23 protein-coding genes and 5 pseudogenes are annotated in these 20663 nt (G+C 67.5%); 15 read left to right on the top strand and 13 right to left on the bottom strand.

Annotated elements, in window-relative coordinates; genetic code table 11:
* Positions 1–660 (top strand): GNAT family N-acetyltransferase (locus ACFYO2_RS48075; RefSeq protein WP_388363454.1); only part of this gene is annotated, 660 nt, incomplete at its 5' end.
* A 114-nt stretch (positions 661–774) separates the two neighbouring features.
* Positions 775–1611, top strand: a complete 837-nt coding sequence (locus ACFYO2_RS48070; RefSeq protein ID WP_388363451.1) for an IS5 family transposase — start codon at positions 775–777, stop codon at positions 1609–1611.
* Here the strand turns inward: ACFYO2_RS48070 and ACFYO2_RS48065 are convergent.
* Both ACFYO2_RS48065 and ACFYO2_RS48060 read right to left on the bottom strand, forming a co-directional pair.
* Positions 1583–2053: a hypothetical protein gene (locus ACFYO2_RS48065; protein ID WP_388363448.1), complete on the bottom strand. Its 471-nt coding sequence runs from the start codon at positions 2051–2053 to the stop codon at positions 1583–1585. The genes ACFYO2_RS48070 and ACFYO2_RS48065 overlap by 29 nt on opposite strands.
* 228 nt (positions 2054–2281) lie before the next feature.
* Positions 2282–3112, bottom strand: a complete 831-nt coding sequence (locus tag ACFYO2_RS48060; protein WP_388363445.1) for a transglutaminase-like domain-containing protein — start codon at positions 3110–3112, stop codon at positions 2282–2284.
* 298 nt (positions 3113–3410) lie between these two features.
* Between ACFYO2_RS48060 and ACFYO2_RS48055 the strand changes: the two are divergent.
* Positions 3411–4027 (top strand): annotated as a pseudogene (locus ACFYO2_RS48055) (alpha/beta hydrolase fold domain-containing protein); the annotation flags it as partial.
* 190 nt (positions 4028–4217) lie between these two features.
* Here the strand turns inward: ACFYO2_RS48055 and ACFYO2_RS48050 are convergent.
* The 4 genes and pseudogenes from ACFYO2_RS48050 to ACFYO2_RS48035 all read right to left on the bottom strand — a co-directional run.
* A pseudogene (locus tag ACFYO2_RS48050) lies at positions 4218–4719 on the bottom strand (transposase); the annotation flags it as partial.
* Positions 4671–4868, bottom strand: coding sequence for a hypothetical protein (locus ACFYO2_RS48045; protein WP_388363443.1), 198 nt, complete (start codon positions 4866–4868; stop codon positions 4671–4673). The gene ACFYO2_RS48045 and the pseudogene ACFYO2_RS48050, both read right to left, overlap by 49 nt.
* Positions 4868–5413 (bottom strand): GNAT family N-acetyltransferase, encoded by a 546-nt coding sequence (locus ACFYO2_RS48040; protein WP_388363440.1) that lies wholly within the window; start codon positions 5411–5413, stop codon positions 4868–4870. Before ACFYO2_RS48040 ends, ACFYO2_RS48045 begins: the two co-directional genes overlap by 1 nt.
* 9 nt (positions 5414–5422) lie before the next feature.
* Entirely contained in the window at positions 5423–6658 is a 1236-nt protein-coding gene (locus ACFYO2_RS48035; protein WP_388363437.1) for a hypothetical protein, read from the bottom strand.
* 361 nt (positions 6659–7019) lie between these two features.
* On the opposite strand from ACFYO2_RS48035, the gene ACFYO2_RS48030 reads away from it, so the two are divergent.
* The 9 genes and pseudogenes from ACFYO2_RS48030 (at position 7020) to ACFYO2_RS47990 (ending at position 13189) form a co-directional block, all read left to right on the top strand.
* Complete coding sequence (locus ACFYO2_RS48030; RefSeq protein ID WP_388363434.1) at positions 7020–7514, top strand: ATP-binding protein; 495 nt, start codon at positions 7020–7022, stop codon at positions 7512–7514.
* Complete coding sequence (locus tag ACFYO2_RS48025; protein ID WP_388363431.1) at positions 7511–7942, top strand: DUF6415 family natural product biosynthesis protein; 432 nt, start codon at positions 7511–7513, stop codon at positions 7940–7942. Before ACFYO2_RS48030 ends, ACFYO2_RS48025 begins: the two co-directional genes overlap by 4 nt.
* 59 nt (positions 7943–8001) lie before the next feature.
* The gene (locus ACFYO2_RS48020; protein WP_388363428.1) at positions 8002–8673 is read left to right on the top strand and encodes a hypothetical protein; all 672 of its coding nucleotides are present in this window, start codon (positions 8002–8004) and stop codon (positions 8671–8673) included.
* 166 nt (positions 8674–8839) lie between these two features.
* Positions 8840–9361 (top strand): annotated as a pseudogene (locus tag ACFYO2_RS48015) (thymidylate synthase); the annotation flags it as partial.
* 86 nt (positions 9362–9447) lie between these two features.
* Positions 9448–9732, top strand: coding sequence for a hypothetical protein (locus tag ACFYO2_RS48010; protein WP_388363462.1), 285 nt, complete (start codon positions 9448–9450; stop codon positions 9730–9732).
* A gap of 14 nt (positions 9733–9746) precedes the next feature.
* Positions 9747–10778, top strand: coding sequence for a nucleoside-diphosphate kinase (locus ACFYO2_RS48005; protein ID WP_388363425.1), 1032 nt, complete (start codon positions 9747–9749; stop codon positions 10776–10778).
* Between the two features lie 25 nt (positions 10779–10803).
* Positions 10804–11994 (top strand): radical SAM protein, encoded by a 1191-nt coding sequence (locus ACFYO2_RS48000; protein ID WP_388363422.1) that lies wholly within the window; start codon positions 10804–10806, stop codon positions 11992–11994.
* Positions 11991–12596 (top strand): exonuclease domain-containing protein, encoded by a 606-nt coding sequence (locus ACFYO2_RS47995; RefSeq protein ID WP_388363420.1) that lies wholly within the window; start codon positions 11991–11993, stop codon positions 12594–12596. Before ACFYO2_RS48000 ends, ACFYO2_RS47995 begins: the two co-directional genes overlap by 4 nt.
* Positions 12590–13189: an AAA family ATPase gene (locus ACFYO2_RS47990; RefSeq protein ID WP_388363417.1), complete on the top strand. Its 600-nt coding sequence runs from the start codon at positions 12590–12592 to the stop codon at positions 13187–13189. Before ACFYO2_RS47995 ends, ACFYO2_RS47990 begins: the two co-directional genes overlap by 7 nt.
* 279 nt (positions 13190–13468) lie before the next feature.
* Here the strand turns inward: ACFYO2_RS47990 and ACFYO2_RS47985 are convergent, their stop codons facing one another.
* Positions 13469–14017 carry a hypothetical protein gene (locus tag ACFYO2_RS47985; RefSeq protein ID WP_388363415.1) on the bottom strand — a complete coding sequence of 183 codons (549 nt, stop codon included), beginning with the start codon at positions 14015–14017 and terminating at the stop codon, positions 13469–13471.
* A gap of 222 nt (positions 14018–14239) precedes the next feature.
* On the opposite strand from ACFYO2_RS47985, the gene ACFYO2_RS47980 reads away from it, so the two are divergent.
* Positions 14240–14851, top strand: coding sequence for a hypothetical protein (locus ACFYO2_RS47980; protein ID WP_388363413.1), 612 nt, complete (start codon positions 14240–14242; stop codon positions 14849–14851).
* A gap of 217 nt (positions 14852–15068) precedes the next feature.
* Positions 15069–15573, top strand: a pseudogene (locus ACFYO2_RS47975) (DUF4037 domain-containing protein); the annotation flags it as partial.
* Between the two features lie 36 nt (positions 15574–15609).
* Here ACFYO2_RS47975 and ACFYO2_RS47970 read toward each other — a convergent pair.
* The 3 genes from ACFYO2_RS47970 to ACFYO2_RS47960 form a co-directional block, all read right to left on the bottom strand.
* On the bottom strand, positions 15610–16263 hold the full coding sequence (locus ACFYO2_RS47970) for a Mur ligase family protein (RefSeq protein ID WP_388363410.1): 654 nt from the start codon (positions 16261–16263) through the stop codon (positions 15610–15612).
* On the bottom strand, positions 16211–16405 hold the full coding sequence (locus ACFYO2_RS47965; protein WP_388363460.1) for a Mur ligase domain-containing protein: 195 nt from the start codon (positions 16403–16405) through the stop codon (positions 16211–16213). The genes ACFYO2_RS47970 and ACFYO2_RS47965 overlap by 53 nt, the downstream gene beginning before the upstream one ends.
* Positions 16406–16812: 407 nt before the next feature.
* On the bottom strand, positions 16813–17031 hold the full coding sequence (locus ACFYO2_RS47960) for a hypothetical protein (protein WP_388363408.1): 219 nt from the start codon (positions 17029–17031) through the stop codon (positions 16813–16815).
* A 469-nt stretch (positions 17032–17500) separates the two neighbouring features.
* Here ACFYO2_RS47960 and ACFYO2_RS47955 point away from each other — a divergent pair.
* A pseudogene (locus tag ACFYO2_RS47955) lies at positions 17501–18698 on the top strand (ABC transporter ATP-binding protein); the annotation flags it as partial.
* Between the two features lie 207 nt (positions 18699–18905).
* Here ACFYO2_RS47955 and ACFYO2_RS47950 read toward each other — a convergent pair.
* The 3 genes from ACFYO2_RS47950 to ACFYO2_RS47940 form a co-directional block, all read right to left on the bottom strand.
* Positions 18906–19661, bottom strand: a complete 756-nt coding sequence (locus tag ACFYO2_RS47950; RefSeq protein WP_388363457.1) for a class I SAM-dependent methyltransferase — start codon at positions 19659–19661, stop codon at positions 18906–18908.
* Positions 19662–19794: 133 nt separating this feature from the next.
* Positions 19795–20112 carry a hypothetical protein gene (locus ACFYO2_RS47945; RefSeq protein WP_388363405.1) on the bottom strand — a complete coding sequence of 106 codons (318 nt, stop codon included), beginning with the start codon at positions 20110–20112 and terminating at the stop codon, positions 19795–19797.
* A 222-nt stretch (positions 20113–20334) separates the two neighbouring features.
* On the bottom strand, positions 20335–20663 hold a 329-nt coding region (locus ACFYO2_RS47940), incomplete at its 5' end, for a transposase (RefSeq protein ID WP_388363403.1).

The raw sequence follows: 20663 nt of genomic DNA, 5'->3' as shown, positions 1-20663 counted from the left end.
CGTCAGGGAATCGGCTCAGCCATGCTGAGCTGGGCCGAAGAGCGGATCCGCCAGCTCGTCAAACAGCATGGAACGGCCCGCACGGCAGTGATCGGCGCGAACGCCATGGCCTCCGAACAGGACGCCACGGCGCTACTGCTCGCATCCGACTACCGACGTGTCTTCAGCCTGGTCGAGCTGAAGCTAGGCGATCTCCAGCAGTTGCCCGAGCTGGGCAGCGAACTGCCGGCCGGGATACGGACGGGGCCGATCGGGACAAGCCACTACCGTGCAGCCTGGAAGACAGTCGTCGATTCGTATGCGGATACCAGTTTCACCCAGAAGTGGACTTTCCAGGACTTCGTCGACACCGCTGACCCGGCATGCTGGAGAGCAGCATGGAACGAGCAGGACATGGTCGGCGTCGCCCTCTGCTCCATCCGCCGTCACCACCACACTGTGGGCGAGGTCGAAGAGCTGAGTGTCCGGACGGACCAACGACGCCTAGGAATCGGCCGGGTCCTGCTGCTGGATGGGCTGCGAAGTCTTCGCGAGCAGGGTGCAACTACTGCGCGGCTGTTCACGGGCACGGCAAATCCGCACCGGTCCTACGATCTTTACGAGAGTGTGGGGTTCCGGCGGCAGAACGAGTACGTCCGTTACCGCAAGCCGCTTGCTTGATCAACCGGTCATTTGACTGTCCGGTCAGTCCACAGGATTTGACAATTCCTCCCATCTCCGGCGTGTGACTGTCTCGCGCACAGGTTCGGCAACGCGGCGGACGGGCCGGACCGCGTGCGGTGTTACGGCTCCGACCTGACAGAGGCGGAGTGGCAGGTCATCCGGCCGCTGCTGCCGGTCCCCGCGTGGTTTCAGGGGCGGGGCGGGCGGCCGGAGGGCTATTGCCACCGCGTGATGTTGGACGCGGTCCGCTATGTAGTCGACAACGGCGTCAAGTGGGTCAACCTGCCCTGTGACTTCCCGCCGTACCGGCGGGTGCACGCGTTCGCCCGCCGCTGGCAGGTGACGGGCTTGCTTGCCGAGCTCCACGACCGGCTGCGCGACAAGGTGCGCCAGAAGGAAGGCCGTTCGCCGGACCCGACGGCCGCCATCGTGGACTCGCAGTCACTGCGGGCAGCGGCGAACATTCCGCGCTCGACGTCCGGGTGGGACGGCGGGAAGAAGGTGGGCGGCCGCAAGCGGCACCTGGTGGTGGACTGCCTCGGCCTGGTCCTGGCCGTCGTGGTGAGTGCGGCGAGCGTGCAGGACCGCGACGCCGCACTGCCCTTGCTGGAGCGGCTGCGCACCATGTACTTCTCCATCCGCCTCGTCTGGGCGGACGGTGGCTATGCGGGTCGGCTCGTCGACTGGGCGGCCGAGAAGCTCCAGCTCACCCTTGAGATCGTCAAACGCACCGACGACACCAGCGGGTTCGTGGTGCTGCCGCGCAGGTGGGTGGTGGAGAGAACGCTGAGCTGGCTGATGCGCTCGCGTCGCCTGGTGCGCGACTACGAGACACTGCCCGCCATGCACGAGGCCATGGTGCTGTGGTCCATGACCATGCTCATGAGCAGCCGCCTGGCCGGGCGCCGGCCAGGCGCCTTCAGCCGGCCGGCGCCCCGAGCGGGGTGAACACCCCCGGCCGCACCTGGAGCGCCCACCCTCGCTCCACCAGGCGTTTCGCCTTCGACCGCAGCCCCTCGACCTTCGCCGGAACCGCCTGAAGGCCCAGGGCTGCGGCCAGCTGCTGGCACCGCATACCCTCCCGGGCCGCATCCGACTCCAGCACGGACATGATCCGCTGGTAGTCCGGAGGCAGGACCGTCGCTGTCATGCCCTCGGCCCGTCTGGGCACCACCGACCCCGCCACCGCACTCACCACCGGCTCCGCGACCGCGACAGGCGGCTCCGCCAGCACCTCGGACACCGTCACACGGGCATCCGCAAGACGCTGGAGTGCCCGCTCCGCCTCGCCGAGCGCGGCCTGCACCCGCTCGGCCTCCTCCCGCAGCCGTGCCACCTCTTCCCGGACCTTCTTCTCCCGGGCCTCCAGCAGACCGAGCACCGACGGCACCAGCCACCTCCACAAGCGAGACGAACGGACGAACCACGCCCATCTATCCCGCCGCCAGCCGGAGTTCATGCCCACCCAAACCGAACCAAACGATCACGTTCGGAAAAAACGGATGGCGTCTGAGACATCAAGGCTCTCTGACCAGCGGTGGTTCAGATTGAGTGAGACACGAATCCCGAGGTTGTCTCGCTCAACCTGAGCCAGCAGGTTTGGAGTCGTGGGTCGGCCTCAACCGGTGATGTGCTGGGGGACGGCCAGGTCCGGGTGGGCGAACTGGCGGGTCAAGGCCAGCGGATCATCCTTGGAGCAGGCATCGGCGACCACGTCGATCAGCTGGTCGTAATCGGGTCCGGTCTTGCCCTCGTAAGCCGCGGTCATGCGGCCCCACTCGTCCCAGTTCAGGGTCTCCTGCTTGCAGAGCGCGGCGAGGTCGCGGACGACGTTGCCGCTGATCTCATGCGGTCCCCAGGCATGATCGGTGCCAGCCGTGCCGAACGTGTGCGGATCGATCATGCCGCCTCGGTATTGAGCCCATGCCTCGCCGCCGGTGAGGAACTCGCCCGGAGCGAGATCGTCTGGGCGGGCGACGAAGTCCTTGCCGAGATGTTCGGTGTCGACGCGCACCCATCGGCCCTGGTCGTCGTCCCAGTACTCGGTGATCCAGTGGTCGAAGCCGCGCCCCTCCTGGAAGTAGGTGCCGAAACCGCAGCGGGCGCGGGAGGCGACACCTCTCGTCCGCAAGATCGCGCAGGCGATCGTGGCGAAGTGTCGGCAGGTGCCGATCACCCGCGTTTCGGGCGTTCGAGGCCGGTGCAGGGGAGCCGGATCCAGGGCAGTTAGCGCAGCAATCAGTTCGTTGACCGGCCGGATGTTCTTCTCAGCGATCCGGTCCTCAGGAATCCCTGACGCCGCGGCGTCCGTGGGCTGGATGACCAGGCCCTGAACTGCGGCGCAGATGCCGACGGGATCGTCTGGTAGTCCCTCGATGAGCGGGAGCTGGCTCGCGTCCAGAGACGTGAAGGGCCCGGGCAGCGAGTAGTTGAGCACGTCATCGGTCATGACCGAGCATGGTAAGGGCTTGCTGCGGCATTCGGGTCCGTTCAGCCCGCCCCGCCGCTGTGGCCAACTGCGACGCTCGGGGTGGCCAGTTGCGGGGTCTCAGTCACGGTTGGGCTGTCTCCCGGCGGAGTGTTCCGCAGCGTCCTGGATGGTGTGTGCGATGACACGGAGTTGATGGATGAACCACGGCTTGGCGGTGGTGCGGAGGGAACTCTCGTTGGGGAGTCGCCGGATGAATTCGGCGTGGAAGGCCCGGAAGTCCTCGTCAGTGCCGGAGAGCGCCAGGCTGCGCCAGTGCGGAGCTGCGTCCGTGGAGTACCGGCTCGCGCCTGAGCATCCTCATCCGGCCCCGGTGGAGGACTGCTACGCGGGGCTGCTGTGGACGCCGAGCACGCGAAGGAGATCGGCGGTGATCCGGACCGCATCGTCCTGGCGGGCGGCAGTGCGGGCGGCGGGCTCGCCGCGGCGGTGGCCTTTCTGGCCCGCGACCGCAAAGGCCCGCGCGCTGTCGGTCAGGTGCTGATGTGCCCGATGCTCGACGACCGCAACGACACACCGTCCGCGCATCAGATGGCGGGCCTGGGTGTGTGGGACCGGACCTCCAACGAGACCGGCTGGAGGGCCTTGCTGGGTGAGGCGTGCGGCACCGCTGACGTCTCGCCCTATGCCGCGCCTGCCCGCGCGGACGACCTGTCCGGTCTTCCCCCGGCGTTCATCGACGTCGGCTCGGCGGAGACCTTCCGGGACGAGGACGTCGCCTACGCGAGCCGCATCTGGCAGGCGGGCGGCATCGCCGAGCTGCATGTGTGGCCGGGCGGCTTCCACGGGTTTGACGGTCTCGTACCGCAGGCTGCCCTCTCCGGGGACACCCGCGCGGCCCGGCTTCGCTGGCTCCGCCGACTGCTGGCCGAGTGACCGAGGAGGGGCTTCGCGTGATGTGGCTCCGGCACCGGCGATGGTCAAGACGGCGGGCCGTGGCCATGGTTGCGGTAGGGCACCTCGTCAGGGTGCAACCGTAACCGGGCCAGCCGCCAGGCTGTATCCGGGGACATTTCGTGAAGCCCGTTCTTGCTCAACCGTCCGGATCACAAGATCGTCGACAAACCCTGATCTTGACGTTGATGGCGTCCACGAACAGAACCGGATAGACACGGTCGAGCGGACGGTTCTGCCATTCCCTCCATCACCTTGCCGGTGATCGTGGAGATGGTCTGCTTGGACACCTCCGCCCCGTAGACCTCGGCCAGATGCGCGGAGATCTCCCCGTGGGTGAGGCCCTTCGCGGACAGGGAGAGCACCATTTCGTCCCCGCCGGACAGGCGGCGCTGCCGCTTCTTGACGATCTGCGGCTCGAAGCTGCCAGCGGTGTCCCGGGGCACTCTGACCTCGACCAGGCCGACGTCCGTCAGCACGGTCTTCGCACGAGTGCCATTGCGGCTGTTGCCGTTGTTCTTCCCGCCGGATCATGCTTCTCGTAGCCGACATGGTCGGTGATCTCGCCTTCCAACGCGGACTCCAGCACTCGCTTGTCAGTTGCTGCAACAGCCACCCTCGCCGGTCAGCTGCAGGCCCTCGCTGCGGGCCCGGTCGACCGCATCGCGACGAGCTGTTCGTCCGACGCGGCCGACGGCATCGCACCACCGGACGGCTCCTCGACGGACTCGTGCTCGATCGTCCCGAACTGCAGCGTGCCGTAGCAGAACAGCAGGTCGGGCCCTGGCGCGAGTCGGTCTCGGTGGTGTGAGGTCTCAGACACTAGGGCTTCCACTCGTCGTCGAGCATCGAGTGCACGACCGAGTCACGCCATCGGCCGGCCTTCTGGATGTGGGCTCGAATGGTGCCTTCCTGGAGCATGCCCGCCGATGCCATGGTCTTCGCCGATGCTTCGTTGAGCGGGGAGCGTGCACCCCAGATGCGGTGTAGGCCGAGGTCCTCGAATCCGAGACCCAGGAGTAGGCGGACGGTCTCAACGCCGTAGCCGACGCCCCAAGCATCCGGGCGCAGCGCGAATCCGAACGTGGCTGCGCGCTGCTGGTGCGGATCCATAGCGAGTCGGCCGAACCCGATCAGTTCGTTCGTATCCCGCTCGACGACGGCGAGGGCGTACTCACTGCGCGGCTTCGTTGTGGCCGAGGCGATGGACCGGGCGACGATCTCGCCGACTTGCTCGCGGGTACGGGGCTCGAACGACAGGTGCTCCGTGGCCTCGGGACTGCCGTAGATGACGAGCACCGCGTCGACGTCCTCGATGGCGAGTTCGCGCAGGACGAGCCGTGGGCTGGAGCGCTTGACCGGGTACATGCGGGGACTCTACCCGCGGGGCAGCGCCGGCCGACTCGTCGGGAAGGCCTCGATCTCCGCACGGAGGTTGCGGGCTACAACGGCCGTACGCGCCGGGCTGGTCATCAGCGCCTGGCGGACACGCAGGGCCGAGACGACGATCCCGTTGTTCCGGTGTGAGATCGGCAGATCCAGCACGGGCCGAATAGCTGCTGCCGTGCCGTCCACGTCACCGCTGAAGAGCCGGATCAGCGACAGGTCGCACTGCGATCCGGCGAGGTCTCCGAACGCCCAGTTCGGGGAGTTGGGATCGCTGAAGCCCTGCACGGCCTGTTCCGCCTGCGCGGCGAGCAGCGCGTTCCCGTGGCCGAGGAGCGCCTCCGACTCCACCGCGTAGTAGAGCTGCTTCTCCGGGGCGTACGTGAACAGCCCACCGAGCCGGTCCAGGTCGTCGTGGACGACGTGCTCTCGCCGGTCGTCGGCCTGCTGGTTTACGGCGCGCGCCGTCTCCTCGTCGCCCAGGACCGCGGCGGCACGGGCCTGGAGGCCGAGCAGCCACAGCCCGACGGTGCCGCGCAGGCTGGCAGCGGTTGCGGCTCCCTGGCTCGCGTAGTGGTACGCGTCCTCGGGCTTGTCCGCCCAGTAAGCGATCAGCGACTTGAGCCCGTCGGTGAGAGCGATGAGCCCCGTATGTTCGGCGGTCCGGGCGCAGGAGGCGGCGACGCGGGTCATGGTCATGGCCTGGTGGGGGGACTCCATATCGTTGAAGCCCTTGGCGACGAGGAAAGACAGCACAGCGGCCTTGACGTTCAGGTCGCGCAAATGTGATAGCTGCCGAACCCTGCCGCCCTCGAGAAGGCGGAACACCTGGTCCTGGGTCTCGAGCAGGTCGCCCCAGATGGTTGACAGGGGGTCACGCGGGTATGCGGCGACCAGGCGCCCCACCTCGTCGTCGAGCAGACCGAGCGTGTCCTCGCCCACCACCTCGCGGTCTTGCCCTAGGAGAAATTCCTTTGCGCGCTGCACAGCCATCGCGCCCGTCCTTTTCATCTCGTTCAGGTCCACGTCGTCTTCGGCGTCGGCGTGGAGTGCAGTTGGTGACGCGCCGGTCAGCGGAGCGAAGTCCGGTGTGGTGCCCTCGGGGACCTCGGTCCACAGGTCATCGATGCTGTAGCCCAGCATTTCGACGATGACCGGCCGGAAGGTCCGCTGTGGCTTCCTGCCGTCGTAGAACCATCCCTCGACGGTCTTTGAAGCTGGGTCCACGTTCTCTAAGCCGAGCCTCGCGGCCGCTTTCCTGTAGAGCGGCAAGACGTCCTCGGGGGTTCGTATGCCGCGTGTTTCGAGGGTGTAGCGGAAGAACAACACGGCGCTCGCCTCCCATTTATCCGCCTGGTACGTCACTGCCCCGACGGTAGAACGCTGTCCTCATCAAGGTGCCCCGTCCAGACGGTACTTAGCCGTTCCGAGGGAGGTCCGAGGAAGAGCCGAGGAAGACCGTCAACTTTGCACCAAACCCCGAGGGCGATCTGGGGGTAGAGCCGTCTGCACGCCCGTTGCAACGCTCGTAACAGCCCTCGCTGAGAGTGCCCGGACGTGCACATTCGTGGATCAGGGAGTTCCCCCCATGCCCCCCAGAGTTGCCGGAGCGTCGACAGCCGTACGCACCCCTCGCGCGGTCGCCTGCCGCGACGGGGACGTGATGAACGAGAGAATCGAAGTCGAGCCGCGCCGCCCCGGTGCCTTGCTCCGCCGTGACGACGCGGGCCGCGTGGGCGCCATGCGCCGGATCGCAGCCTCACGGCTCCGGTTCTGCGGCCTGGACGCCCTGATCGACGAGGCGACGCTGGTCGTCTCCGAGTTGGTGACGAACGCCGTGGTCCACAGCGGCACCGACGAAGTCCGCGTGACCATGGCCGTCGACGGCGACTTCCTGGAGATCACCGTCATCGACGGCAGGCCGGGTGCGGCGAGACCCAAGCAGGCGGGCGAGAACGCCGAGTCAGGGCGCGGCCTCGAGCTGGTTGCAGCGGTCGCGAAGGAGAAGGACGGGAACTGGGGAACTCGCGAGGCCGGCGCCGAGACCTGGTGTCGTCTCGCCCTGCCCGAGGAGGCGCGGTGACGACAGGTTCCGCCCTTGCCCCCGGCTGGGACCATCCCGTACGGGCAGCCGTACCGCCCTGCACCGAGGCGGGCCTGAAGAGAGTCCTCGAGAAAATTCAGCGATGGGCGCCATACGTTGACGCCCTGTTACTCGACGACGTCGCGGCCGTCTTGGACGACTACATGCCGGGCGTGGACGAAGTCGACGAGCACGCGCAGAGGCTCCGCGGGCACCTGATGCGGCTCGTGAACCTTGCAGTCACCGTCCAGGTGGACGAGCGAGACGCGCAGGTGGCCCTCCTTGTCGAGCAGGCGCGCACTGTTTGCTCCGAGGATCTGCCCGGCGACCATCGCAGGGCAGTCGGGCACGTCCGACGGATGGCGTGGACGCTCAACGAACTGCTCGAGCGCCTGGTGGAAAACCAGTGCCTCAAGGAGGAGACGTGACCCTCGGCCCGCTGTTCACGCACAGTCCACCCAGACAGATGAGAGAGACGAGCCGTTCTGTGCGCACCGTGACCGAGCCGGGCCTAGTCCCCTTCATCACGCAGAGAGAAGGGGAAGAGGCCGCGCCGGACAACCTCGTCATCGTCCAGTACGCTCCGGGCCGGCACCGGCTCCACTACATGGACGAGGACCCCGCTCGGGACAGGGACATGCGGGGTGTGCTGGTGGCGCGGTGCTCCTTCAACCCCGTGGACGAGCGCGGTCGGCCGACGGGCAAGCCTCAGTGGAAGATGATGCACCCGCATCGGCAGATCATGACGATGCAGGCCATGCGCTGCCAGGTCTGCACCACACCCGCGCGGACCCGCCTCGGTTTCATCTTCCTCGCCGGGCCCAAGGACCAGGACCCTACCGAGTCGACGATCCTCACGAACCAGCCGCCCGTGTGTCCCAAGCATGCCCGCGCCGCCGCGAAGCTGTGCCCGCATCTTGAGGAGAACCCGATGGTCTTCCTTGCCCAGAGCGCACCCCTGTACGGAGTACACGGAACCCTCTACGGCCGAGGGGAAGGCCGCCGAGTGATGGCCGTGGCACAGCCCGACAAACCGTTGCCGTACGGGCACCCGAACCTGGCCACCTTCCTCGCGTCCCAACTCATCCGCCGCCTGGGCTCCTTCCGCGTCCTCGGCCTGGACGAGCTGCTGCGAGAGCTGTCACAGACGGCCCCATAGACGGCCGTCCGGCGGTTCGGCTGCCATGCCCCGGACCGTTGGACGGCGCCAAGACCCGGCGCGGGGACGACTGCTCAGCATGCCTGCCCCCGAGCATCCGAGCGCCCCCGCGCCGGGACACACGCACAACTGGAGTGCCCACCGGGGGCCCTGACCTGGAGGTCACATGCACACCACCCCCGAGTTCACCAGCGTGGAAGGCGCCTACGTGGCCCTTCTCCGGCTGGCCACCGAGGAGTCCGAACACCACATCGCGGCTCGCGGCAACGAGGCCCGTGAGGTCATCGGCGTGGGATTCCGCCTCACCGATCCCCGTCAGCGCCTGCCGTACCTGGCCGAGCGCAAGGCGAACCCGGTGTTCCAGTTCGCGGAAGCGCTCTGGTACCTCGCCAGACGCCGCGACCTGGAAATGATCGGCTACTACGCCCCGTCGATGCGCGCCAGCAGCGCCGACGGCATTCGCCTCGGCGGATCCGCCTACGGCCACACCCTGTTCAGCCCGGCCAGCAGCGCCAAACAGTCGCAGTTCGACGAGGTGATGGAACTGCTATCGAACGAACCCGACAGCAAGCGCGGATACCTGCCAGTGTTCAGGGCGAAGGAGCTCGCCAACCGCGACAATCCCGACGTCGCATGTCTGGCCGGCCTGCACCTGCTCCCGCGGGACGGGCGGCTGCACATGGTCTGCAACATGCGCGCGAACGATCTCGACTGCGGCCTACTGTCCGACGTCTTCTCCTTCACGATGATGCGCCCGCCTTCTTGTTCCCGGCGATGCCAGAGAGCACCGAGGGGGCGACCATCGCGCACGTCCTGCAACACGAAGAGGCGTTGCGCACGAACCAGCTCCGCTACAACGCCGAACACATCCGCGGCCTGGGCCTGGATCCGTACTGGAAGCAGGTGGTCATGCTGTTCGAGCTGTACCGGCAGATCCAGCACGACCAGACCGTGGCCGTTGACCCGGGCCTCATGGGCGCGCTCGACCCCGGCCTTCGCTGGCTCATGGAACGCAAGTGGCCGGCCTGCGCCGCGGCCGCGGCCGGGGGTGCACAGTGAGGGGTGGGAAGCCGATGAGCGGCGCCGTGGTTGAGGGCGTCGACTTCGACCGCCGGGCGGTCATCCTGTGCAAGCCGGATGCTGTGGCGCGCGGACTGGTCAACCGAATCCTGGGGATGATCTCCGATGCGGGTATCGCCGTCTCGGACCGCCTAGACCTGGTCGCTCAGCCGTGGCAACCGCACGTTGTCTACCGGGATCTGCTGGCCGACACCGGCCGGCGTGACCTGCGCGACGTGCCTTCCTACATCGACGACGCATATGCGGGCCAGAAGGTCACCGTCGCCCTGGCGCACGGCGAGCCCGGCGTGCACGCCCGGCTCCGACAGCTCAGCGGCCACACCGATCCGACCCGGGCGGTATGCGGGACGATCCGCGGCGACCTCGGCGATGACAGCCTCGCCGCCGCGCGCATGGAGAAGCGCCTCGTTCGCAACCTGGTCCACACGTCGGACGATCCGGCCAGTGCGCGCCGTGAATACGGCACATGGTGGGGGCCCGGCCGCAGGCTGCAGGTCTCCGACTTCGACCGGTGTTCGGTGATCCTGTGCAAGCCGGACGCAGTGGAGCGCGGCCTGGTTGACGCCGTACTCGAGCGGATCAGCGCTGCCGGCTGCACCGTTGCCAGCCGTCTCGACGTCATGGTGCAGCCGTGGCAGGCCCACGTGCACTACTGGGATCTCCTCGTTGAGGCCGACTGGTTCCCCGACCGCGACATCCCTGCCTGTCTGGATGACGCGTACGCGGGCAAGCCGGTCACGGTCGCCCTCGCATACGGCGAGCCAGGCATCCACGCCCAGCTACGTCAGCTCATCGGGCACTTCGACCCAACCCGGGCCGCCGCCGGCACCATCCGCGGTGACTACGGCAACGACAGCCTCGAGGCCGCCCTTGCGGAGAAACGCCTCGTGCACAACCTCGTCCGCACCTCGGACGACCCGGATGCAGCCCGCCGTGACTTCGGCACCTGGTTCGGCGCCGCCCGCCGCGTACTGCTCACCTCCCCGTCCGGCGTGCCGCTTCAGCCCGCGCCTGCCGACCGCTGACCATCACCAGCCCCTGGAGGGTCCCGTGACTGCTCCCACCACGGCTCGTCGTCTTCTGCCGCTCCTGACCACCGAGCAGATCAGCGAGTTGGAGCCCGAGCTCGCTGACGTGATCGAATACCGCAAGTCGGGCTTGTCGGTGAACCACATCGTCGGTTGTCCGCTGGAGTGCGGCTACTGCGTTTGTCACCTCTTCGACAACTTCGGTATGAAGACCCCGCGGCGGCTGATGAGCGACCATGCCGCGGTCGCCCAGCTCGTCACACACCCGTACTTCCGGCCGCACAAGACGCCGATCCAGTTGTTGAACCGGGCCACCGACCCGATGCTTCCGGTGGTCAAGCCGCACGTCTTCGAGGTGCTTCGGCTGCTCGACGAGCAGGGCTTGACCAACCACGTCTTGGTCATCACCCGGTGGCGGGTGAGCGCGGAGGACTGCGCCATCCTCAACGGCTTGAAGAACTTGCGGCTGACGGTCCTGGTCACGCACTCCGGCATCGACAACCCGGCCATCGAGCCGGTGAACTCCTCCATCGCCGCCGACAGCTTGCGCATGCTGTACGAGCACGCGGAGCGATACAGGACCGTCCTGTACTGGCGGCCGATCGTGCCGGGCCTCAACGACTCCGGCGAGCACATCGAGCGGGCCCGCGAACTGTCTTTGCACGCGCACGCCACCGTGTTCACTGGTCTGTTCTTCCGCGAGGAGATAGCCGCCTACTACGAAGAGCACGGCATGCCGATGCCGTACGAGGACACGGCCCGGCGGCAGATCATGCCGGAGGAGGCGGAGCAGCGAATCCTGGGCGCTTTCGACTCGGCGAAACTCCCCGAAGGGGCGCCGTGGGGGACGCTGTTCCGCAAGACGAGCTGCGGGGTCGCCTACGCCCACGATGAGGCCGACTACAACGGCCACTATGGGGTGCGGGAGTTGTGCGACATCTGCCCGCCCGCCCAGATCGCTGCGTGCGCGAAAGCGTGGGTCAAGCCCGATCTGGCGGAGGTCACCCGCGAGGCGCGTGCACTCGGCGCGATTGGCGACGTTGAGATCAACGACCGTGCCATCGTCGTGGAGGGACTGGACGAGCCGCCCCGCTACTTCCTTCAGCACGGGTTCGGCTACCAGTGCCACGACCGCGCCAAGCCCCACCACTACCGCCAACACGGCCGGGCCCCCATCGGCTGGAAGGCGGAGGACGGACCCGACACCCCATGAACTTCGCCACCTGGCCCCCGCTGCTCGTCGTCGACGTCGAAGGCAACGGGACCAACCCGCCCGACCTCGTCGAGATCGCGGCTCTGCCCATCGTGGACGGCCAGCCCGATACGACGACGGCCAAGGCGTGGCTGATCCGTCCCGAACGCCCGGTGACAGCGCACGCCGCGAGCATCCACGGCCTGACCAATGACCTCTTGGCGGACTGCCCCACGTGGCTGACGATCGCCGACACCGTCCGTAGCTTCCTCGGCACCACGTGGATCGCCGCCCACAACGCACACGTCGAGTACCGGGAGCTGGGCCGTCACCTGCCGGGATGGGAGCCGGTCGGAGCCATCGACACCCTGCGTCTCGCCAAGGCCACATACAAGGACCTGCCCGCCTACAGCCTCGACGCGCTGATCAAGCACGTCGGGCCAGACCTGACGCAGGCCCCGCACACAGGCCGACACCGTGCGACGTACGACGCGTACGCCACGGCGCAGCTCCTGCTCGCCATGGCCGCTGAATACGACACCTGGGACCAGTTCATCGCCGCCGCGGTGCCGCCGAGCCTGCCCGGCGCCCCCGAACCAGAAAAGGACCCCACCCTGTGGTGACTCCCGTCCAGATCATCCGTGTTGGCGTGCTCGGCACCCACTCCACCGGCAAGACGACGCTCTTCAAGCGCATAGAGATGGAGCTGCGCGCCCAGGGGGTCACTGTGGCGCGTACGGGCCGACTCGCCAAGCGCGCCGCAGCGGCAGGCCTGCCGAAGATGCAGCACCACACCGCGCAGTCCACCGAGTGGATCAGCACGCAGGGCATCGCGGACGAGATCGGCGCGGTCGCTCAGGGCGCCGAGGTCGTCCTCGTGGACCGGGCCGCTCACGACGCCATCGCCTACTACCACGCCGCGCTGGAGTACCGCGGTGAAGTCCCGCCGCGGCTGGAGCGCGAACGCCTCCTCATGCTCGCCTCCACGCAACTGCCGAAGTACGACCTGCTGTTCGCGACGGTGCTCGACGAGAGCGTGCCCGTCGATACCGGCCATGAATACGACGCCCGCTATCGACGGCTCGTCGACCAGCACGTGCACCGTCTCCTGGCCAACGACGACATCCCCCACCAGCGGGTCACCAGCGATCCCGACAGCCAGGCACACGCGATTGAGCAGACCGTGCAGCTCTGCCTGAAGGAGGCCGCCGTATGAATCAGGCCCCGCCCGCTGGCACCATCAGCATCGCCGGGAAGCCGGTCTCTCGGCTGGGGTTCGGCACCATGCGCCTGACCAGGCCCGGCACGTGGGGAGACCCCCCCGGCTGCGGCACCCAGTTCATCCGACCCGCGACCAGCCCGCGCAGTGCCCCGTTGCCACGCCAGGAACACCCGCGCGCAACAGGCCGAGCTGGCTCTTTACGAGAATCCCGACGCAGTCGAAGACGAACCCGCCTGTCTCGGACGGTCAATCTCACCTGCTGCGGCCTGGGCCCTACATGTCGGGGCCTACCTGGTGGGCCCCTGCCCACTGGTCCTCGAACTCGCGCCGGCTGATCTCCTGGCCCGCCAGCGCGGGATCGAAGAGGTCAACGATCGGCGGGTTGAACGGCCAGTCGTCAGGACCACTGCGCAGGGCGGTGCGATCCTCGGCGAGCTCCACCTGGCGAACCCGACGCCCATCGGGCCCGATTTCCATCAAGTAGACGACCGGCTCGTCGTCCTCGTCGTCCCATGGCCGCCGCAAGTACACGATGTTTCGGCCCGCGAGCGCGCCGAAACCCTCATGCCCACGCTGCGCGTCACGCTCGGCACGCAGGCTGTCCAGTCCAGGAGGCAGCAGAGGAGCGTCGATGCCGACTTCTTCCAGCTCGGCGCCTTCGAACCGTGCCACCACCTCCGGGTCGGTGACGACCTCGACCCAGGCGAACGTTTCGAGGACTTCCCGCGCAGACCGCGCATGGATCCACCACCACGAGCCGCCCATGCCGTAGTCGTGCAGGACGAGGAAGCGGTGCTTGTGCGCGCTGTCGGTGCCAGTCATAGGGACTGAGCCTAACGAGGAAGGGCGGGCTGCCTGCCTGGTCAAACTCACCTGGCAAACGGTCAAGATCACCTGTCAGAGGTCACCTGCTTCCTGGTGCCAGCAGGTGATCGTGGAGTTTGAGGGGACAGCTCGCTTGGTACGGTTTGCCCAGTTTCGTCCCAGGTAGAAGACTGGCCATGTCAGAGGTTCCGGATGTGCGCGTGGCTTCTGGGAGGCGTCATGTTCGTACGCACGCTTTACGCGACCGGCGATCCGGCAAACATCGACACGGCCATCGAGGGACTCAGCACTGAGGGCCGTGAACTGCTCGGTCAGCAGCCTGGATTCCGGGGTTTTGGGATTTTCGTGGACCGGGAGCTCGGAAAGCTGCTGGCGGTGACCTGGTGGGAGTCGGAGGAGGCACGGAGGAACAGCGACGAGGCATTGCGCGAGCGGCGAACGGCGCTCCTGGAGCGGTTCGCGGCGACAACGGCGATCGACAATTACGAGGCGGCGGTCTTCCACTCGGTCCGGCAGCCGGAGGCGGGAGCGGGGCTGCGCGTCACCAGGGTGGAGTTCGACCCCTCGGACGCGGATCTGTTCGCCGAGACGTTCCGGGCGTCGGTGATCCCCAGGCTCGAAACGCTCCCGGGGCTGGCCAGGGCGTCCCTGCTCATCGACCGGGACCGGGGACGCGGGCTGGTCGGCGCCGTGTTCACCGACCACGAGTCCCTTGGCGCGTCCCGCGCCGGCCAGGCGGCCGCCCGGCATGAGGGGGCCGCCAAGGCGCATGTCACCGTGACCGGGCTGGAGGAGTTCGAGGTCGTCCTCGCCGATGTGCGCGGTGACTGAGGCTACGGGGTTCCGAGCCGGGACGGCCGCTGGGGGCATGGGCGAGCACCACCAGGTCCAGGGCGACGTCGCCCAACCGGAGCACAGAGGGCGCCGGGTTCTCCGACACCCTCAACCGTGCCGCCTACACCCTCGGCGGCCTCATCGCCGCCGACCGCCTCACCGAGGAAGAAGCCGAGACTCGCGGCCGCCGCCCGCGGCGAGAACGGCCTGCTGGGAGGAAGCCTTCGTCGGCCGCTGCGGCGAAGTGGGCGACGAACTCGGCTCCGCTATCGTCGCCGCCCGCCTGGTACGCGATCTGATGCGGCTCTGCCTACTCATGGAGCGCCGCTACCCGCCGTACAGCAAATGGCTCGGCAGCGCCTTCGCCGGCACTCCCCAGGCATCCGCCCTCACTCCGGTCCTCACCTCGGCCCTCGCCGCCACCGACTGGCACACCCGCGAGCACCACTTGGCCCGCGCCTACGAGGCCGTCGCGGCCACACACAACCAGCTGGGCATCACCGACCCTGTTGGACGCCGCCACGCGGCCCTACCACACCAGACCATTTCAGGTCCTGCACGCCGAACGCTTCACCGCGGCGCTGTGCACTCGCATCACCGACCCGGACATCAGCTCCCTGCCGACGATCGGCACCGTCGACCAGTTCGTCGACAGCACCGACGTTCTGAGCCATCCGGAACTGACACGCGCCGCCACCAACGGCCTGCTCTCCTCCTGAGAGGGCGTTTGATGTAGGCGAAATGCCGTTTATTTCCTAGTAGGCCCTCAGGTCTGCGGCGACCTCATCAGGGTGGTGGGCGTAGGAGTCGAAGATCCGCACGGCCGCCATCATGCCCGCCGAGGTCATCCGCCGCTGCACGCCGTCGAAGTAGCCCAGCTGCTCCACTGCCATGTCGAGGTCCTGGCCAAGGACATCCAGGGCGGCCATCGCCGCCGCGGCGTTCAGCAGCTGATGAATACCCGGGATGCGCAGTCCCAGGTGGAACTCCTGGCCCTGCGGCCCGTGCAGCAGCGCGGAGCTGCGCCCGCCCGCACTGGCCAGCTGCGTCAGGCGCCAGTTCGCCGAGGGCGACTCACCGAACGTCACCACCTGGGGTCCGGCCCCGCCCCGCAGCCGCGACTCCAACTCGCGGCAGCCGGGAGAGTCGGCGTTCAGCACGACGATGCCGCCCGGACCGAGGCTCCGCACGAACTTCTCGAAGACGTCCACGTACTCCGCCGCGTTGGCGTAGTTCTCCGGGTGGTCGTACCCGATGTTCGTCACGACCGCCACGTCCACGCCCATCCCGAGGAGCGTGCGGTCCGACTCGTCGATCTCGGCGACGAACAGGTCGCTCTCGCCCGTGCGGCCTCCGCTACTGGGGCCTTCGAGGTCGGCGCCCACCATGTACGACGGGCTCTGTCCCATGCGGCTCAACGTGACGGCCAGCATGCCCGGTGTGCACGGCCACGCCCAGCCCTGCCAGTTTCTCTACTTGCTCCGAGACCCTGACATCGCTGCCGGATACGGCGAATCCGCGCTCTGCACACACGCGCGCCACGGCCAGCATGCCCGTGCCGGCGATCCCGACGAAGTGGGGGCGAGTCAGGTCGACCGGCTCGCCGGCCGACACACTCGGGACGATCTTGGGGACTGCGGTCTCTGCCATGAAACAGCCTCCTCAGGGGCGACTTTTGCCGCCTCAACTGGCCATTGCCACCCGCCTGTTGGGCGGCGCACCGTCACCGTCCCGCTTCAGGCCTTCCGCTCTCTAGCCTTCGCGGGGGTGCGGACCCATTCGCACCCCCGTCCCTCGCCTGCGTTCAGCCTCAATCGCTCCGGAGGCACACGTTGAGCACACCGAACTACCCCCTCGTCCTGGCCATCGCCACGGTCGGCTGGAGCAACCACGAGACTGCCCGCCTGATCAACGATCGCGCTCAACAGGACGGATATCGCGGAGTCGCCATCGACCATTCACGCGTCGGCCGGTGGATTCGCCTCGGGGAGAAGCCGCGTCCGCCTGTCCCAGAACTCCTTGCCGGACTGCTGAGCGAGCGTCTGGGGCAGTCCTACACTCCCGAGTTGCTCCGCCTTGCCAGAGGGCGCCGCGTGCGCGTCCTTCTGGATGCGGCTGAGCACGAGGTTCTCGTGGCGGTCGCCGCGGCCACCAACGTACCGGTTCGAGGAGTACATCGGTGCACTGCTCCGCTCCGCCCTCGCGCCGTCAAAGGTGCCACATGACGCTTCATCGTCAACTTCCTTCTCATACGCGCCTGCGCACTCGGAGCCGGGTCATTCCTCACGGGGTTGAGCGGCCAACTCGCCAAGGCGCTGTGTACGAGCGACCACACGATCCGCCAGCACGTTGCCCGTCTGAAACGGGCTTGCACAGTTGGACGAGGGTGATTTTGGTCGAGGTGATGCCCGGTGTCGCGATGAGCTATCCCGCCGGAAACCTCATGCGTCACAGGCGTTTCAGACATCGGCGATTCGGCCAAATCCCCGCCGCCCGTGGGTGGCCCCAGCACAGCGGCCACGTGTTCGGCCCCTTGCGGTTCAAGGGCTCCGGCGCGGCCGGAATCGAGCGCGTTCGAATGCCGTGGTGTGTCGTTATGCCGTGCACTGCCGAGCCATCCAGGTGCGGCACAGCCCCCAAGGAGGGATGCAGGTGACTGTGACTAACGCCTCGACTGCGAACGAGGAGACGCCGCCCCCCTCCACTCCCGGCCAGCATCACCTTCGAGGGCAAGTATGGGAAGAACCCGCTGGCCGATGCCAGTTTCGGGGCAATGTGCCGACGCCTTCCCTCCGTGCTCGGGCATACCGCGCGGATGGCGTGGGCCGTCGACAGGACCGGCGTCGTGCTGCTCTTGGCCTGTCAGTTGCTTACCGGTGTCGCGGCAGCAGTCGTCCTTGCGTACACCGCTCTCGCAATGACACACATCCTCGGCACCGGCACAGTCTCCGAACGTCTGCACGCCGCACTGCCGGCCCTGATCGTGGTGACGACTGCTGCGGGCATCGGCCGCATCAGCAGCGCCCTGTCCTCGTACGCCGACGGACGGATCACACCGCTGCTGATGACTGAAGCGGACATTGCACTCGTCGCCGCCGTGTGCCGCGTGGAGCCGTCCGCATACGGCGAAGACGGATTCGCCGACCGGCAGGAAGCCGCCGAAGTCGGTGTCACCCGCACCCGGATGATGGTGCAGGATGCCCAACGGTTCATGTCCGCCCTAATCCGCATGATCGCCGCGAGCGGGGTCATCACCGCGCTGCACCCGCTGATGCTGCCTCTGCTCCTGCTGGCGGTGCTCCCGGCCGGCGCCGGGACAGTGCTGTCCGCACGCGTTGACTACGAGACCCACTACCTCAACGTCGGTGACCGCAACGTGCGCTCAATGATGCGCTGGTGGGCCACGTACTCCCGCTACGGCGACGAGGTCCGCGCCAACGGCATGACCGACTATCTCATCTACTGGTATCGCGCCCTGTCTGACCGGATCGACCAGCGCACCTTGACCGCAGCCCCGCGGATGCTCCGCATCGTCCTGGCCACCAGTGCGCTGGGCGGGATCTTCCAGTTGGGTACCTGGGCCACCCTCGCCTGGCTGGCCACCACCGGCCGGGTCGCCCTGCCGGTCGCGGCCACCGCCTTGGTCGCTGTCCAGACCACACTGGCCTCGCTCTCCCAGTTCGTCATCCACGGCGCCGCGATGTTCCACACCTCGCTCTACCTGGCCGACATGAGGTCCTTCCTCGACATGGCCACCGAACGCGCCCCCAAGCGCGGGGAATTGACCATCCCGGAACGCGTGGACGAGATCCGCCTCGACGAGGTCGTGTACCAGTACTCCGGTACAGCCACCAAGTCACGTTCCTGCATGCCGAGAAGGCTGCAGAACCCTGGGCGCGCTGCGCGGGCCGCCGTGTCCGCTCGCCGTAATGCACGCAGCATGACTCCTCGTCCGAGGCGTAGCGTTGACCGCCTGAACCCGCACCGATGAGAGGGCGCAAGCGTCCTGCGAGCAACCGCGCGGTCCTGCCAGGGACTGAGAGCCCGGTGTCTATACCTTGCTCGCGACCACCATGTAGTTCTCGGCCTCAAGATCGAACGTGCTCACTTCCGTCCGGAGTCCGACCCGGTGCAGCTCGACTTCGAGTTCCTCGTACCGGTAGGGCCAGCAGGACAGCAGTTCCGAGCGGACAAGAACCAGCCCAGTCGCATCAACTTGGGCGATCGCAATCTCGATGTGGTGCTCATCCTCCCAATGCGGCGCAATCTCCCAGCGGTAGACCACGACGGCATCGCGACCGTTTCGCCGGACGAGTCGGTCCCTGATGTCCAGCCGGGAACCTCTGGCCCTCACGAGTTCCCAGGTGCGGGATGTGAGCACCAAGCGCCCGCCAGGGCGCAGAAGCCGTGACATCGACTCCAGAGCAGCACCCCTGCCTGTCGCGCCCGCGGCATGGTGAAGCGAGTTGCCAACGCAGAACACCATGTCGAACGTGTCGTCCTCGAAATGATCGGGCAACTCTTCCCAGTTCGCCCGCACGGCCCGGACGGAGGCCCCGAACTCCTCAGACAGCTCTGCAGTCCGGCGAACCATCGCTTCGCTGGCGTCAGTTGCGACAACCTGCATGCAACGAGCGGCGAGGCCAACCGCCAACTGTCCGGTTCCGCACGAACAGTCGAGGACGTGAGCGTTCGACGGCAGGAGACTGAGGACGTCATCGAACGACGCAGCGAACTCGGCGGGAGGCAACTTTGCATCCGAGATGAGCCATTCGTACACCTCGGCAAGCACGTCATATTCCGTCACAACCACTACCTCCGTCACACAGCAGACTCACGGCGGGACGTCAGCCCATCAGAGGAGCAAGCCGGGCACCAATGGGTTTCGCAAGGACAGCCCGTCCGCCCATGCCGCGGATAGCGCGAGCTGATCCGCTCGGTCATTCGCCGTGTTCGGCGCTTGACTCCGAGGTCAGGGACGCCAGCCCCATCCCCTCGACACGGTCCGGCACCAACCGCATCCCGCCCGCACCCGGCCCAGCCGCGACGCGCTCCGGCTCCGGCTCCGGCTCCGGCTCCACGATGCCCGACGGCCGCCGTCCCCCGTCCGTCGCCTCGGCCCACTGCCCGAACACCACCTCGGCCGCCTCCAGCCGGCCCAGCTCGGCGTCAACCTCCGCCAGCTCCTTGCGCAGCAGCTCGGCCCGCTCAGTCAGTCGCATCCGCCGCTCGATCGTCCACGTCAGCACGTCCACCATGCGCCTCCCTCCCGTTGCAGAACCTACGAGACGCCTCAAGCGGACCACCCCAGAACCCGCGAACCGGCCCGTGACAGACGATCACCTGCTAATGATCACGTCCTAGACCAGCACGAGCGAGTCAATCTCCACCCACGCCAGAGCCCCGACCTGCGAGTTCAAGATGAAACGATCTCACTGGAGGGTGTGTCAATTTAACGGCTGATCTTGGTTGTTGAGTGGTCAGTTGTTGCTCGGGGTCAGGCGGCCTTCGAAGGCGATCTGGAACGCGTTCAGGGGTGCCTTCCAGCGCATGGTCCACCGCTTGCGGCCCTTGCCGGTCGGGTCCAGGCTCATCAGCGCCATGTAGACGCACTTGAGGGCGGCGGCCTCATTCGGGAAGTGGCCGCGGGCCCGGACGGCTTTGCGGATGCGGGCGTTGACGCTCTCGATCGCGTTGGTGCTGCAGATGACCTGGCGTATCTCGACATCGAAGGAGAGGAAGGGCACGAACTCGGCCCAGGCGTCCGACCACAGCTTCACGATCGCCGGATACTTGGCGCCCCAGGACT

The organism is Streptomyces sp. NPDC006602, assembly GCF_042870385.1.
Taxonomy (GTDB): Bacteria; Actinomycetota; Actinomycetes; order Streptomycetales; family Streptomycetaceae; genus Streptomyces.
This window is presented reverse-complemented; position numbering and strand designations above follow the sequence as displayed.

Excerpts from the sequence above, each read along its gene's own strand:
- ACFYO2_RS48060 (WP_388363445.1), bottom strand. The coding sequence starts at position 3,112 with ATGACCGATGACGTGCTCAACTACTCGCTGCCCGGGCCCTTCACGTCT.
- ACFYO2_RS48040 (WP_388363440.1), bottom strand. The coding sequence starts at position 5,413 with ATGTACCCGGTCAAGCGCTCCAGCCCACGGCTCGTCCTGCGCGAACTC.
- ACFYO2_RS48030 (WP_388363434.1), top strand. The coding sequence starts at position 7,020 with ATGCCCCCCAGAGTTGCCGGAGCGTCGACAGCCGTACGCACCCCTCGC.
- ACFYO2_RS48010 (WP_388363462.1), top strand. The coding sequence starts at position 9,448 with ATGCCAGAGAGCACCGAGGGGGCGACCATCGCGCACGTCCTGCAACAC.
- ACFYO2_RS48005 (WP_388363425.1), top strand. The coding sequence starts at position 9,747 with ATGAGCGGCGCCGTGGTTGAGGGCGTCGACTTCGACCGCCGGGCGGTC.
- ACFYO2_RS47995 (WP_388363420.1), top strand. The coding sequence starts at position 11,991 with ATGAACTTCGCCACCTGGCCCCCGCTGCTCGTCGTCGACGTCGAAGGC.
- ACFYO2_RS47985 (WP_388363415.1), bottom strand. The coding sequence starts at position 14,017 with ATGACTGGCACCGACAGCGCGCACAAGCACCGCTTCCTCGTCCTGCAC.
- ACFYO2_RS47980 (WP_388363413.1), top strand. The coding sequence starts at position 14,240 with ATGTTCGTACGCACGCTTTACGCGACCGGCGATCCGGCAAACATCGAC.
- ACFYO2_RS47970 (WP_388363410.1), bottom strand. The coding sequence starts at position 16,263 with ATGGGACAGAGCCCGTCGTACATGGTGGGCGCCGACCTCGAAGGCCCC.
- ACFYO2_RS47965 (WP_388363460.1), bottom strand. The coding sequence starts at position 16,405 with ATGCTGGCCGTGGCGCGCGTGTGTGCAGAGCGCGGATTCGCCGTATCC.
- ACFYO2_RS47960 (WP_388363408.1), bottom strand. The coding sequence starts at position 17,031 with ATGTACTCCTCGAACCGGTACGTTGGTGGCCGCGGCGACCGCCACGAG.
- ACFYO2_RS47945 (WP_388363405.1), bottom strand. The coding sequence starts at position 20,112 with ATGGTGGACGTGCTGACGTGGACGATCGAGCGGCGGATGCGACTGACT.